The organism is Hymenobacter negativus, from assembly GCF_017571495.1.
Classification (GTDB): Bacteria; Bacteroidota; Bacteroidia; order Cytophagales; family Hymenobacteraceae; genus Hymenobacter; species Hymenobacter negativus.
This window is the reverse complement of the sequence record NZ_JAGETZ010000001.1, coordinates 733,865-747,334: the sequence shown is the minus strand read 5'-3', so window position 1 is coordinate 747,334 and position 13,470 is coordinate 733,865. Positions and strand designations below refer to the sequence as shown.

Sequence of the window (13,470 nt, the reverse complement as noted above, 5' to 3'; positions counted from 1 at the left end):
TCCAGTTAGTGCAATAAGTTCTCACCCACGCAGATTCTGTATGCACCAACTTCACATCTCGGCGGCTCCGGCCCGTGTATCCTCTTCCTGGCTGGGCCGCTACCAGGCAGTGCGTGCCCAAAGCCAGGCCCTGTGCGCACCCCTGCTGCCCGAAGACACCGTGGTGCAGCCCACGCTCGACGTGAGCCCACCCAAATGGCACCTGGCCCACACCACCTGGTTTTGGGAAACCTTCTTGCTGAAAGAATACGCACCGGGCTACCAGCTATTTCACCCCGAATACGCGTATCTGTTCAATTCCTATTATAACTCACTGGGTTCGCGGGTGAACCGGGCCGACCGGGGCACGCTTTCGCGCCCAGCCCTGGCCGACGTGCTGGCCTACCGCGCCCATGCCGATGCGGCCATGGTGGTGCTGCTCAGCCAAGGCGAAGAACTGCCGGCTACCTTCTACGAACTGCTGGAGCTGGGCCTACAGCACGAGCAGCAGCACCAGGAACTGCTGGTAACCGACATCAAATACATTCTGAGCACGAGCCCGCTGGCGCCCGAGTATCTGCCGGCCTCCACCCTGCTAATGGAGGCGGAAGCAGCACCTGCGTCCGCAACGTGGCTGCCCGTGCCGGGCGGAATCTATCGGGTAGGATTTCAGGAAAAAGGTTTCTGTTTTGACAATGAACTGGGCGTGCACGAGGTCTTAGTAGCACCCTTCGAAATCCAGAACCGCCTAGTGACCAATGCCGACTACTTGGCATTTATGGAAGCAGGAGGCTACCGCGATTTTCGCTACTGGATGGGCGAGGGCTGGGACCTAGCCCAGACGCAAGGCTGGGAGGCCCCGCTGTACTGGGTACAGCGCAATGGGGAGTGGTATCGCTTCACGCATCATGGCCTGCGGCCGGTGGTATTGTCGGCCCCGGTCACGCACGTCAGCTTCTACGAGGCCGACGCGTATGCCAACTGGGCGGGTGCCCGCTTGCTCACGGAGGCCGAATGGGAAACGGCTGCTCGCCACTTTGGAGCCACCTCACGCGCCGGCACTTGGCTGGAAAGCGCCTGCTTCGACCCGCAGCCCCTGCCCACCGAAGCCAACCCCGCCCAGTGCCACCAGCTGCTGGGCGACTGCTGGGAGTGGACTTACTCGGCCTACCATGCCTACCCCGGCTACCGGCGTGCGGCCGGCGCCTTGGGCGAGTACAATGGTAAGTTTATGGTAAACCAGCTAGTGCTGCGGGGCGGCTCGTGTGCCACGCCCAAAAACCACATCCGCATCAGCTATCGTAATTTTTTCCACGCCGACAAACGCTGGCAGTTCACAGGCATTCGGCTGGCGAAGTCAGTGAACAGCTAGCAACGCGTTGCTCATTATGATGTCCTGTCATTCATTGCCAGCTGCCAAAATTTCCACCAAAGCTTCCAGTTGTATGCATGCTGTGCAGCGGAATGCTAAACGTTACCTAACTACATGTTGAATGTTTTAACTGAGTTGGCGCAGCATGTGGCTAAAGGCCTGCGGCGCATGCCTAAAACGTTGTCGTCGATGTATTTCTACGATGACATTGGTAGCCGTCTGTTTCAGCAAATCATGGATTTGCCGGAGTATTATCCTACCCGCACGGAGTTTGCTATTTTTCGGGAGCACGGGGCGGCCATTGTGGCTGCTTTGAGCCCCGCCGATGGCGGCGAGTTTGCACTGGTGGAGCTGGGCGCCGGCGATGGCGCCAAAACCAAGCTGCTGCTGCGCGAATTACTGGCGGCTGGTCCGGGGTTTACCTACGCACCGGTTGATATTTCGGCGGGTGCCATGACGGGGTTGGTGGCTGCGTTGCAGCAGGAACTGCCAGCACTACGTGTGGAGCCCGTGGTGGAGGATTATGCCACGGCCCTCGACCAACTGCGTACCTGGCCCGGCAGCAAGGCCGTGCTGTTTTTGGGCTCCAATATTGGCAACTTCGGCCCGGCTGAGCGGCTCGATTTCCTACGGCAGCTGGCCGCGCCCTTGGCTCCGGCCGACCGCCTGCTCGTTGGCTTCGATTTGCAGAAGGACCCGCGCCGCATTCGCGCCGCCTACGACGATGCGCAGGGCGTGACTGCTGCTTTCAACCTCAACCTGCTCACCCGTCTCAACCGGGAGCTAGGCGCCGATTTTGACCTCGCCTATTGGCAGCACTACACCGACTATAGCCCCCTGAACGGGGCTGTGCGCTCCTTTTTGGTGAGCACCCGTGCGCAAAAAGTGCGCGTTGCGACGTTGGAGGAAACCTTCGATTTCGCGGCTTGGGAGGTGATTCATACCGAGAATTCCTATAAATTCACCATGCCTCAGATTGAAGCCCTGGCCACAGAGGCTGGCTTGCGCGTGGTGGCCTCGTTCACAGACGCGGCCGGCGACTTTGCCGATGTGGTGCTGGCTGTATAAGCACTCGTACCATTATTCTAGACTGTCATTCTGAAGCGTAGCGAAAGGCCTTACCCCGCTTGTCCAGTTAATCCAATGCAACCAGTTGCGACGTAAGAAGGTCCTTCGCGCTGCTCAGGATGACAGATACAGCACCAGCTGAAGTCATTCGTACTTCATAACTCATATATTCTCCCAAGTGGTCAGTCTCGCTTCCGGATATGGAAATTTTGCAGCGCCTGAAGTGGCGCTGGAAGCCGCTAAAGCAGTATTGCGTGATGCCCAGGCCCAAGGCGTTCCGCTGGTTGTGAGCCCGGCTGCGGGCTTGCCGGCCCTGCGCGAGGCCATGGCCCAACGCTACCAGCAACGCGGTGCAGTTGCTGTTACTGCTGAGCAGGTAATCATTACGGGCGGCGCTAAGTCCGGCCTGTTTGCAGTGCTCAGCGAACTGCTGTGCTCTGGCGATGAGGTGTTGATGCCCACCCCCAACTGGTTTGGTTTCTTTGACTTGGTGCGACGGGCCGGCGGTGAGCTGCGCACGTTCCCCCTGGCGGCAGCCGACAACTACGCTCTTACACCCGAAACGCTACTCCAGGCCCTCACGCCGGCTACACGGCTGCTCATCCTCAGCAACCCCAATAACCCCACGGGTCGTGTCTATGCCCGAGAGGAGTGGGCCGCGCTGCTAAGTGTCACCGCCGAATTCCCCAACCTGTGGATACTCAGCGACGAGATTTATGAAGGCATTTGCTTTGGAGATGCTCCAGTAACGACGCTGCTGGCCATGCCCGGCTCGCACGAGCAGCATGTGGTGATAAGTGGCTTCTCTAAATCATTGGCTCTGACTGGCTGGGGAGTGGGCTGCCTGGTTGCCCCCGTAGTGTTGGCCCGGGCCGTAGCGGCCCGACAATTCAGCACCGGGGCGGCGGTGCCCGTGCTCAGCCAGTTGGCCGCGCTGGCTGCCACCGAGCACGCCGATGCTATTGGTGCGGCGCTGTGCGCGCAGCTTGGCCCCACCCGGCAGCAATTGCTAGCTGCTTTGGCTGCCCTGCCCGGGGCTCCGGCCGTGGTGGCCCCCGAAGGCACTTACTACGTTTTTGCCGATTTCACCCGCTTTCTTACCCCAGGCCTGCCGGCGGCGGAGGGCTCTGCTACCTTGGTGCGCCGGCTGGCCGAAGCCGGGGTGGAGGTTGTGGACGGTGCCAGCTGCGGCGCCCCGGGTTTTGTCCGGCTGTCCTACGCCGTGGACGAAGCTGCCTTGCAGCAGGCGCTGGTCGCCATTGCCACCGTAGCTGCTTAGTGTTAGGCTCTGCCGGTACACAGCAACGCCTGCAAGCCGGGTTCAGCAGGCGATAAGGCAAGCCGTATCTTTGCCGGCCTATTTTTACGTGAGATAATGCTACAATATATTCGCCCACACCTGCGGCCTACCTTGCTGCTTGCCTATCCGGTGGTGCTCTCGCAGCTAGGGCACATCATGGTGAGTTTCGTCGATTCGGTGCTGGTGGGGCGCACGGGCACTGTGCCGCTGGCCGCCGTGAGCCTGGGCGTAAACAGCACCAACGTCATCATGATTCTGGGCATCGGCCTGAGCATGGGCAGCGTGCCCCTGGTGGCCGCCGCCGATGGCCGCCGCGACCAGCCAGCCCTGTCCCGGCTGCTGGTGTCATCGGTCTGGTTGAGCATGTTGGCGGGGTTGGCGCTGGCGGGCATTGGTCAGTGCGTGCCGCCCCTCATGCATTTCCTCGGCCAGCCGCCCGCCGTGGAGGCCATGGCTGCGCCGTGGGTGCGGGTAATTAGCTGGTCGTTTCTGCCACTCATGGTGTTTCAGGGCTTCCGCGAATTTGCCGAAGGACTGGGCCTCACGCGGCAGGCCATGTGGCTCTCGGTGCTGGCCAATGTGGTGAATGCTGCGCTCTGCTACGCACTGGTTTTCGGCCATTGGGGTGCCCCCGCCATGGGCCTGATGGGTTCGGCCTGGGCCACGCTCATTGCCCGTATTCTGATGGCGGCCCTCATGGCCGCCTACGTGCTGCTGGCACCGCGCCTGCACACCTACCGCGCCGCCGTGCACACTTGGTTGCCCGATGCTGCCACCTTGGGCCGGCTGTTGAATGTCGGGGCTCCCATCGGTGTGCAGATGGCTTTCGAAGTAGGCGCTTTTGCTACCGCCGCCATCATGATTGGCTGGCTGGGCGCCGTGCCGCTAGCCGCGCATCAGGTGGCCATCAACCTGGCTTCAATAACCTACATGGCGGCTAGCGGAATTTCAGCGGCGGCCACCATTCGGGTGGGCAAGCTGCTGGGCGGCGGCAATTTGGCGGCGGCCCGGCAGGCTGGTTTTGCGGCCTATTTACTGGGATTTGGTTTTATGGGTACCATGGCCATACTGTTTATTGCCACGCGGCACGTGGCGCCGCTGCTCTATAGCCACGACCCAGCCGTGGTGGCCCAGGCGGCCACGCTGCTGCTCATCGCAGCTCTGTTTCAAGTTTCAGACGGCTTGCAGGTGATGGGCCTGGGCGCCTTGCGCGGGCTCGAAGACGTGAAAGTGCCGTCCGTGGTAGCGCTGCTGGCCTATTGGGCGGTGGCGCTGCCGCTGGGATATTTCTTGGGTTTCGGGCTGCACTTGGGGGCGCCGGGAGTATGGTCGGGGCTGCTGGTAGGGCTGAGCATTGTGGCTGGCGTGCTGCTTGTGCGGTTTCGACGCGAGACGTCGCCGGAGTTTGCGGCTGCTCATCCGCTACCCGTCGAGGTGCATTAAAGCAGATATTCCTTTCATGGAGGCGGTTACTATTGCAGCCGGGGCGCAATCTTTGCCGGGTGCGCGTTGTTGCGTCCCGCGCAGGCCATGGTCTTGTTCTTTTCCGCCTTTTTTTCTGGATTTATGCTTTCTTTTTTGACTTCGCTGGGGTTGTTGGCTGCGTTGCTGCAAGGCCCTGGTGCCAGCCCCCGCCCGGCTACTCCCGCGCAGGCGCCCGCCACGAAGCCGGCGCCCACCCAAACGCCCGCCGCTAAGCCCGCGCCTGCGTCGCCCATTTCCTGGTCGGCTACGCGCCGTCTCACCGTGGCCGACTACCTGGGCCGCCCCCGGCCCGGCGACCCGCTGGCTGCTACCACCTCCACCGACCTCAAGGCCAATGCTGCCTGTAAAGACTACGTTTTCACCGGAACGGTTACGGCTACCTTCGACCCCAATACCTCGTGGTTTCGCAACCCTCAGAAGGCGACCGAAGTGTTAGTGCGCCACGAGCAAACGCACTTCGACATCACCGAACTCTACGCCCGCGTGATGCGCCAGAAACTGGCCGTGTTTGCCACCAAAGCCGACTGTATGAAGCTGCAGCCCGCTTTCAACAACCTCACCAAAGGTGTGTACAACGAGTGGGACCGGGAGCAAAACCGCTACGACCAGGATACTAACCACGGCTTGAACGCTGTGCGCCAGGCCTTCTGGGAAAAGCAGATAGCCTCCCGGCTGGAACTGCTCAAAGCCTTTGCGGTAGAGTAGGGCCAGAGGTTGTAACAAAACTGCTTCCATGAATCCTGATACCCCAAACACCCTCACCTGGACCGAGTTTGAGCGCGTGGACCTGCGCATGGGCACCATTGTAGAAGCGCGTCCTTTTCCGGAAGCGCGTCGGCCGGCTTACCAGCTACTGATTGACTTCGGGCCGGAAATCGGGCTGAAAAAATCCAGCGCTCAAATCACGCACCATTACACGCCGGAGGGCTTGGTCGGCCGGCAAGTACTGGCAGTAGTCAACTTCCCACCCAAGCAAATCGGAAAATTCCGCTCCGAAGTACTGGTAACCGGCTTGGCTGATGCCGATGGTCACATTGTGCTGGCGGCCGTAGCTGGTCCCGTTCCCAACGGCAGCCGGCTTATTTAGGAGCTTATGTAGCAAGTCAGCAGTGGAAGCCCGGACATCAGTGTCCGGGCTTCCACTGCTGACTTGCTGCTGAAAAACTATTTGGTTTCTTCGCCCTCCCACCGTTTAGCAGCAGCGGCGGCTGAGTCTTTAGCGGCGGCGGCTGGGTCGAGCCGGTGCTGGCGGGCTGTGAGCGTGTCGATAACTGCGCCGTAGATGTCGTGCAAATCCTTGCCGTGGATGCCGTAGTAGCGGTAGCTGCGGTGAAAAGCCGAGTCGGATACTTCACGCCTCCACAGCAGGGTTTTTTGCTGGGCCAGGAACAAGGCGCGGCTCGAATCGGGGGCGAGGCGGCTGCTTTCGACGCGGGCTTCCAGTTCGTGCAGGTCGGCTAGCAGCGGAATCAGCTTTTCCTTGGGCAGCAGGTCGGCCGGGGGCTGCGGCTGCTCAGGAACGTCGCAGGCAGACAACAGAAGTAGGAGGGGGGCCAGAGCCAAGCCCAGATGGCGGCAGCGGAATAATTTCACGCCGTAAAGTTACGTTCGCACCGTAGCTTCGCCCACATGAATCCCTCCGTGCCCCCGGCCCTCACTGCGCTGGTGCGCCGCTTGCGCCACCTCGAAATCCGCATCCGCAAAGCGGTAGAGGCCCAGCTGCAGGGTGATTTTCACTCTGTTTTTAAAGGTACGGGACTGGAATTCGACGATGTGCGCCTCTACCAATACGGCGATGAGGTGCGTGCCATCGACTGGGCTGTATCGAGTAAGGGCCACGGCACGTTCGTAAAAACCTACAAAGAGGAAAAGGAACAGCAGGTATTGGTGCTGCTCGACGTGAGTGGGTCGCTGGATGTGGGCGATGGCCAGCGCCGCAAGCTCGACGTGGCCCGCGACATTGCCGGGCTGCTGGCGTTGTCGGCTGCCCGGCAGGGCTCGGCGTTGGGCCTGTTCGCTTTCTCTGACCAAAAGGAACTGTACTTGCCCCCCGCCAAAGGCCCCCGGCCGACGTATGCGCTCATCAATCGCTTGTTTTCCCTGGTGCCGGTTTCGGCCCGCACGGGAGTAGGAGCGGGCATCCGGCAGGCGTTGGGGCTGCTGAAGCGCCGCAGTCTGGTGGTACTCGTGTCCGATTTTATCGATGGTAACTACGAGCGCGAGCTCACCATGCTGGCCCAGCGCCACGACCTGATTGTGGTGCAATTGCTGGCCCCGCGCGAGCGACAGTTTCCGGCCCTCGGCATCGTGCCCCTGCGCGACACCGAAACCGGCCAGGTGCGCTGGGTAAACACGGCGTTGGCCGGCTTCCGGGCCAGCGTAGAAGCTACCGCCGACCGGCGCGAGGCCGAGCTGATAAACATTTGCCGTCGCCACCGCACCGGCTTCCTGGCCCTGAGCACGGAAGGGGACTTCGTGCCTCAACTCGTGAATTTGTTTCGTCACCGCCGTCAGATGGGTCGCCGTGGGTAAGCCAAGGATGAAGATTGAGAATGGCCAGCCTGTGCTGCTGCGCTTGTTGAAGCAGCTCTACCGCACAAATAAGCTGATTTGCTGCTGCGGTAGCGTTGCTGCATTTGCGCTCAGTATGGCCGTGTTAATCCTGGGCTTTCTGCCTACTAACGCCGGTGCCCAAACTGCACCCCCAGTGCCCCAGGGCCGTTTCCTGAAGCAAACCGTCCTCATCGGCGAGCCGCTGGACTATGAGCTTCGCTACGAGCACGCGCCCGACCTGGAAGTGGTGTTTCCGGATTCGCTGGCGCAATTTGCCCCGTTTGAGTACGCCGGCAAGACCTTCTTTCCGACACGCACCCGCCAAGGCGTCAGCCTCGACCGCGCCATCTACCACCTGCGCACGTTCCGGCTCGATTCGGTGCAAACGCTGGCCCTGCCTGTAGCCGTGCTACAAGGCCCCGATACGCTGAGCATTCTGCCGCCGCCCAGCCGTGTACGCCTGCGCCGCACCGTAGCGCCGCTGTCGGCAAACACTGCGGAACTGCCTGCCCTGCGCCAGAACCTGGCCTTGGTGCCGGTCGAGCCAATTTTCAATTACCCGTACTGGATAGCCGGGGTGCTGGCGCTGCTTGCGGTGTTGGGCGGCAGCGCGGCGCTGTTTCGGCGGCGGCTTACGCGGCGATACCGGGCCTACAAGCTGCGCAAAAACCACGGCTATTTTCTGGCCCAGTTTGCCCGCCACGTCGAGCGGTTTGAGCTCTCGCGCTCGGCCACCAATGTGGAGCGGGCCGTGGTGCTCTGGAAAAACTACCTCGCCCGCTTGGAAAACAGTGACCTGAACTCTTTCACAACCCGTGAGCTCGTGGCGTATTTCGAAAATGACAGCGACGTGCGCAAAGCCCTGAATGCGACTGATAAAGTAGTGTACGGCAATCTGCAAACCGAAGACGCCGCCGAAGTAGACCGTGCCTTCCAGCGCCTGCGCGGCTTTGCCGAACGACGATACGCGTCGCTTAATGCGGCGTAAGGAATTAGGGGTGCCTGTTATAATGAGCTTGCGAAGGACATTCTCATCAAAGAACGGTTTGTAGCAGCATTCATTTACTGCAAGCTGTTTTGTGGTCGTAAGGTCCTTCGCAAGCTCAGGATGACAGACGCCCCAATTCATTATTCTTCGATTAAGCGACGCGTCAACTTCCTACCTTCGTGCTTGCTTGAACGACTTCTTTAACCTTCTTCGGTATACCACGCTGGCCAGCTACCAGTGGCAGCAGCCGCGGCTGCTGCTGCTCATTGCTGCGGTGCCGCTGCTGTTTTTTCTGCGGCGCTTGCTGGCGCGGCGGCGCGCGCACGTGGGAGTGGCCTTTGCGCCTGGGCCAGTGCGGCGCGACTGGACGGCCGTCCTACGCTTCGTGCCCGATGTGGTGTTGGGACTGGCCTTGAGCTTCGCCATTGTGGCACTGGCCCGCCCCCAGCGCACCGACGAGCGAGTAGAGCAATCGGGCCGCGGCATCGATATCGTGCTGGCTCTCGATGTGTCGGGCTCGATGGAAATTCAGGACCTGCGCCCCAATCGCCTCGAAGCCGCCAAGCGCATTGCCGCCGACTTCCTCAAAAGCCGTATGGGCGACCGGCTGGCCCTCATTGCCTTTGCCGGCGAAGCCTACTCATTGGCGCCCCTCACCACCGACTACGACCTGCTGCGTGAAAACCTCGCCAGCCTGCGCATCGGCCTGATTCAGAACGATGGCACGGCCATTGGCACGGCGCTGGGCGTGGCTACAAACCGCCTGCGTGAGTCCACGGCGCGCTCGCGGGTAGTGATTTTGCTTTCCGATGGCGAGAGCAACGCGGGCAGCCTCGACCCCATGCTAGCCGCGCAGCTGGCCCATGCTTTTGGCATTCGCATCTATACCATCGGGCTGGGCAAGGATGGTTTCGTGCCCTACGGCCAGGATTCGCTGGGTCACGTCCGCTACGTCGAAACCCGTCTCGACGAAACCACCATGCGCCAGCTCGCCGCCGCCGCCGATGGTCGTTTCTTTCGCGCCACCGACACGGCCGGGCTGCGCGAAGTTTTCAATCAAATTAACCGCCTCGAAAAGTCCGAAATCAAGCAGCTCCGCTTCCGCAATACCAAGGATTTTTACCGGCCGTACCTGTGGCTGAGCATTGGGCTATGGCTGTTGTGGTTGTTTCTGAAAAGCACGTTTTTGAGTAACCCGTTAGAAGACTAATGGCGGTTTCCTACTGTCATCCAACACAGCTTTTCGTTGTGTTGCCTGCAGTTCTAAATGGCTTCACTACCCGCTTCAGCGCACTCAAGCAACCGTAAAGCCGTCGAAATTCGTTTTCAGTAGCTTATGGCAACGGCCCGAGGTCCTACTTTTGTTTAGGCAGCCCGACCCTATTCTTGACTTTATTCTTCCGGCTGCCTTGCTCACATGACTAAAAGCCTGTTGGCTCTCGGCGTGGCGTTGTTGACGACGTTTTTCACCTTACCCGTCCGCGCCCAGGGCCATATCATGCGGGTGCGCCTCACCGATGGCGCAGCCACGCTCAACGCCAACCTACCCCGCGACTACACCGACCGGACTTTCATCAAAGGCTTAGCCATGTACCGCAACAAGATTGAGGACCTTACCGGCTGCCTCATCTTGCTCGAAGACCGGGACAAAGCCAGCATCATCGGGCAATTTATCAAGCCGGGCGAGCCGCCGCTGCGGAACCAAGCGTTGTCAGATGTGCTGTACAGCTCCAAAATCAGCGCCGCCTTCAAGATGAACGGCAGCTACATGGTGGCCTCGGTGGCAGCAAGCCACGCCTCGGTGGTGGAACTCATCATCACCGACGTTGGCGGTGTGCTGGTGCCCGAAACCGCCGTGCCGTACCTCGACATCTGCAAAGCGGCCAAGAACGTGGATAAAGAGCTAAAAAAGCGCATCTACTACATCCGCTCGGCCAAGCTCTCCAGCGTGCACAGCCGCGTCTACCAGGAAATCGGGGCCGAATCCGGCGTTTCCGGTACTGTGTTCAGCGCTGGCGGCAAGGTTTACAGCAGTTCCGACCAGTTCAAGACCGACTACGTGGTGAGCGTCGACCTGGTAAGCCTGAACAACCTGCTGCTCACCAAAAACTGCGACAACCTCATCAGCAGCAACGAACTGGCCGGCCGCCTGCAATCCGACCGCGCCCGCCAGGATGCCGACCGCGCCGAGCAGGAGCGCCGCCAGAAAGAAAGCGAGTTGAAAACCGCCAAGGCCGAAGCCGACGAGTTGAAGCGGAAGGTGGCCGACATTCAGGAAAGCCTGAAAAAGCAGGCCGTCACCGCCGACGACTACAAAAGCCAGGTTGAAGCCCTGCGCCGCGACCTCGTGACCGCCCAGCAGCGCGTCAATCAGGTCAACATCGAGTTCAAGCAAGTGGAAAACAATACCAAAGTGGTGATGGCCAATTCCGAGCAGCAACAGCAGCAGCAAACCAGAACTACCGCTGCTGCCACCGCCCCACTCGTCCAGAAATCCGACGTAAACGTGATTTCGGAGGTGAAAAACCTCTCGGAGGAAGAGGTGAAGAAAATGGGGTTCAAGGAAGTGAAGCCGTAAACATGAACGATGTAGGGGCGGGGCTGGCCCCTACCGGACGTTCGCACCGTTTCACCGATTCCATTCAATGACGGGCCAGCCCCGTCCCGACACTGCTCAACGTCTTAAAGCAACCTAATGTCCATCGCCGACAATATCCACCGCATCAATGCCGAACTGGCTGGCACGGCCGCCCGCCTCTGCGTGGTCACCAAAACCCACCCCGTCGAGAAGCTGGAAGAAGCCTATGCCGCCGGGGCCCGTTGCTTCGGCGAGAACCGACCCCAGGAAATGGCCGCCAAGCAGCCTCAGCTGCCCGCCGATGTGGAGTGGCACCTCATCGGCCAGCTCCAGACCAACAAGGTGAAGCTGCTAGCTCCCTTCGTGCACACCATCCAGAGCATCGACAGCGCCAAGCTGCTGCGCGAAATCAACAAGCATGTCGCCGCCAATAACCGCATTGTCAACGGCCTGCTGCAATTCCACATTGCCCGGGAAGAAACCAAATCCGGCCTTTCGCTGGCCGAGGCCGAGGAAATTCTGGCTTCCGAAGAATACGGCCAATACCAAAACGTGCGCCTTACCGGTGTGATGGGCGTGGCCACATTCACGCACGACGAAGCCCAGTTGCGCCAGGAGTTTCAGCAACTGCGCGGCTACTTCAGCCATCTGAAAACCACCTATTTCGCGGACGATGATGCTTTTCAGGATATTTCGATGGGCATGAGCGGCGACTATCCGCTGGCCGTATCCGAAGGCAGCACGCTGGTTCGCGTGGGCAGCGCCATCTTCGGCAGCCGGGGATAAGACCACCACTGCGTACCTCTGTGTAACCCACTGCGGGAACTTACGCCAGGAAGCGCGGCGGTAGAAATTCACCTATCTTCCGGCTTCCGTCTGTTGCATCTCCCACCATGCCCGCCACCACCGCGTCCTCGCTGCCACCGCCGGCCATTCAGGCCAACCAGCACATCTACGACGACTATTTTCGGGAAGAGTTCACCCAGACCCTGGACGAAAATATTCTCCAATTACTCGACCGGGTATGGTTTCGCTCTGAGCTGGTGGGTTTTGAAAACTATCCGCAGCGCAACAACCCCGACCGCCCGCTGATTTTCGCCAGCAACCACTCCGGCATGGCTTTCCCCTGGGATGCCATTGTGGCGCTGTCGCACCTGTGGCGACACCTGCTCCAGAAGCACGGCGAACTCAGCGACTTGCCCCGTCCGCTCTCGGCCCCCTTACTCTCCCAGACGGCCCTGATGAACCCGTATCTGGTGAAGGATTTCTGGAAGAAGTGCGGCTGCGTGGATGCCACCACGCTGAACTTCGAAACCATGATGTACTACCAGGACCACAACCTGATGCTCTACCCCGAAGGGGTGCCCGGCATCGGCAAAGGGTTCAACCGGAAGTACGAGCTGCAGCGCTTGGCCACCAGCATGGTCCGCCTGGGCCTGCAGCACGGCACCGACATCATGCCCTTCTACACCATCAACGCCGAATACCTCAATCCCTACGCCTACAGCGTGGAATGGATTAACAAGCTGACCAAGAAAATCGGTATCCCGTTTTTGCCGCTCACGGTGCTATTGCTGCTGGTGCTGGTGCAGCCCTGGGCCTTCTACCTGGCCCTACCCGCCAAGCTGACCTTCGTGATGGGCACCCGCATCCGGCCCTCCGACCTTACCGATAAAACCACCGACGAGCTTACCCGCGAAGAATACCTGGCCCTGAGCGAGGAAATCCGCCAGCGCATGCAAACGGAGATGGATGCTGCCGTCAAAACCTACGGCCAAAAGCCCTACCGCTGGGGCGAGCTGTGGCAGCGCATGAAGGAAAACCGGCGCTTCTTCCCTTTCTTTTTGCCCTTCGCCTGGCCCGCCATGTTCACCGAGTTCGAGCGCCTTTATGTGAAGCAAGGCCGGCGCAACTTCCGCATGCAGCTCGACCGCCGCGGCGCCTGGCTCCGCATGCTCTGGCGCAATCCCATAACCCTGGCCTATTTCATCCCGTTGATTGGCTGGATTCCATTGGCTATCAAAGGCTACAAAGGCAATAAGCTAGGGCAGAAACCGTAGTTTTCTGTCTGTCCTCCTGAGCAGCGCACAGGTCCTTATCAAGAAAGAACAGGTTGCAATAATTCCAATCGATGCAGCCGTGATAAG

Annotated in this window: 13 protein-coding genes; 12 read left to right on the top strand and 1 reads right to left on the bottom strand. The window is 60.2% G+C overall.

Annotated features, from left to right (window positions below; all coding sequences use genetic code 11):
* Positions 1–40 precede the first annotated feature (40 nt).
* The 6 genes from egtB to J4E00_RS03265 all read left to right on the top strand — a co-directional run bounded on the left by egtB (position 41) and on the right by J4E00_RS03265 (position 6,291).
* Positions 41–1,351 carry an ergothioneine biosynthesis protein EgtB gene (gene egtB / locus J4E00_RS03290; RefSeq protein WP_208173575.1) on the top strand — a complete coding sequence of 437 codons (1,311 nt, stop codon included), beginning with the start codon at positions 41–43 and terminating at the stop codon, positions 1,349–1,351.
* 114 nt (positions 1,352–1,465) lie between these two features.
* Positions 1,466–2,419, top strand: coding sequence for an L-histidine N(alpha)-methyltransferase (gene egtD, locus J4E00_RS03285; protein ID WP_208173574.1), 954 nt, complete (start codon positions 1,466–1,468; stop codon positions 2,417–2,419).
* Positions 2,420–2,597: 178 nt separating this feature from the next.
* A complete protein-coding gene (locus J4E00_RS03280) occupies positions 2,598–3,698 on the top strand; it encodes a pyridoxal phosphate-dependent aminotransferase (RefSeq protein ID WP_208173573.1) in 1,101 nt (366 codons plus the stop codon).
* 96 nt (positions 3,699–3,794) lie between these two features.
* Positions 3,795–5,162 (top strand): MATE family efflux transporter, encoded by a 1,368-nt coding sequence (locus J4E00_RS03275; RefSeq protein WP_208173572.1) that lies wholly within the window; start codon positions 3,795–3,797, stop codon positions 5,160–5,162.
* A 123-nt stretch (positions 5,163–5,285) separates the two neighbouring features.
* Positions 5,286–5,909, top strand: a complete 624-nt coding sequence (locus J4E00_RS03270) for a DUF922 domain-containing protein (RefSeq protein WP_208173571.1) — start codon at positions 5,286–5,288, stop codon at positions 5,907–5,909.
* A gap of 28 nt (positions 5,910–5,937) precedes the next feature.
* Positions 5,938–6,291, top strand: a complete 354-nt coding sequence (locus tag J4E00_RS03265) for a tRNA-binding protein (RefSeq protein WP_208173570.1) — start codon at positions 5,938–5,940, stop codon at positions 6,289–6,291.
* A 77-nt stretch (positions 6,292–6,368) separates the two neighbouring features.
* On the opposite strand, the gene J4E00_RS03260 is transcribed toward J4E00_RS03265, so the two are convergent.
* Entirely contained in the window at positions 6,369–6,740 is a 372-nt protein-coding gene (locus J4E00_RS03260) for a DUF4296 domain-containing protein (protein ID WP_208173569.1), read from the bottom strand.
* Between the two features lie 93 nt (positions 6,741–6,833).
* Here J4E00_RS03260 and J4E00_RS03255 point away from each other — a divergent pair, with 93 nt between their 5' ends.
* The 6 genes from J4E00_RS03255 to J4E00_RS03230 all read left to right on the top strand — a co-directional run bounded on the left by J4E00_RS03255 (position 6,834) and on the right by J4E00_RS03230 (position 13,383).
* The gene (locus J4E00_RS03255) at positions 6,834–7,736 is read left to right on the top strand and encodes a DUF58 domain-containing protein (protein WP_208173568.1); all 903 of its coding nucleotides are present in this window, start codon (positions 6,834–6,836) and stop codon (positions 7,734–7,736) included.
* A gap of 115 nt (positions 7,737–7,851) precedes the next feature.
* Positions 7,852–8,745, top strand: a complete 894-nt coding sequence (locus tag J4E00_RS03250) for a hypothetical protein (RefSeq protein ID WP_208173567.1) — start codon at positions 7,852–7,854, stop codon at positions 8,743–8,745.
* A 187-nt stretch (positions 8,746–8,932) separates the two neighbouring features.
* Complete coding sequence (locus J4E00_RS03245) at positions 8,933–9,955, top strand: vWA domain-containing protein (RefSeq protein ID WP_208173566.1); 1,023 nt, start codon at positions 8,933–8,935, stop codon at positions 9,953–9,955.
* A 207-nt stretch (positions 9,956–10,162) separates the two neighbouring features.
* Positions 10,163–11,323 carry a hypothetical protein gene (locus J4E00_RS03240; protein ID WP_208173565.1) on the top strand — a complete coding sequence of 387 codons (1,161 nt, stop codon included), beginning with the start codon at positions 10,163–10,165 and terminating at the stop codon, positions 11,321–11,323.
* A gap of 117 nt (positions 11,324–11,440) precedes the next feature.
* Positions 11,441–12,109, top strand: a complete 669-nt coding sequence (locus tag J4E00_RS03235; RefSeq protein WP_208173564.1) for a YggS family pyridoxal phosphate-dependent enzyme — start codon at positions 11,441–11,443, stop codon at positions 12,107–12,109.
* A 107-nt stretch (positions 12,110–12,216) separates the two neighbouring features.
* Positions 12,217–13,383: a hypothetical protein gene (locus tag J4E00_RS03230; protein WP_208173563.1), complete on the top strand. Its 1,167-nt coding sequence runs from the start codon at positions 12,217–12,219 to the stop codon at positions 13,381–13,383.
* Positions 13,384–13,470 lie beyond the last annotated feature (87 nt).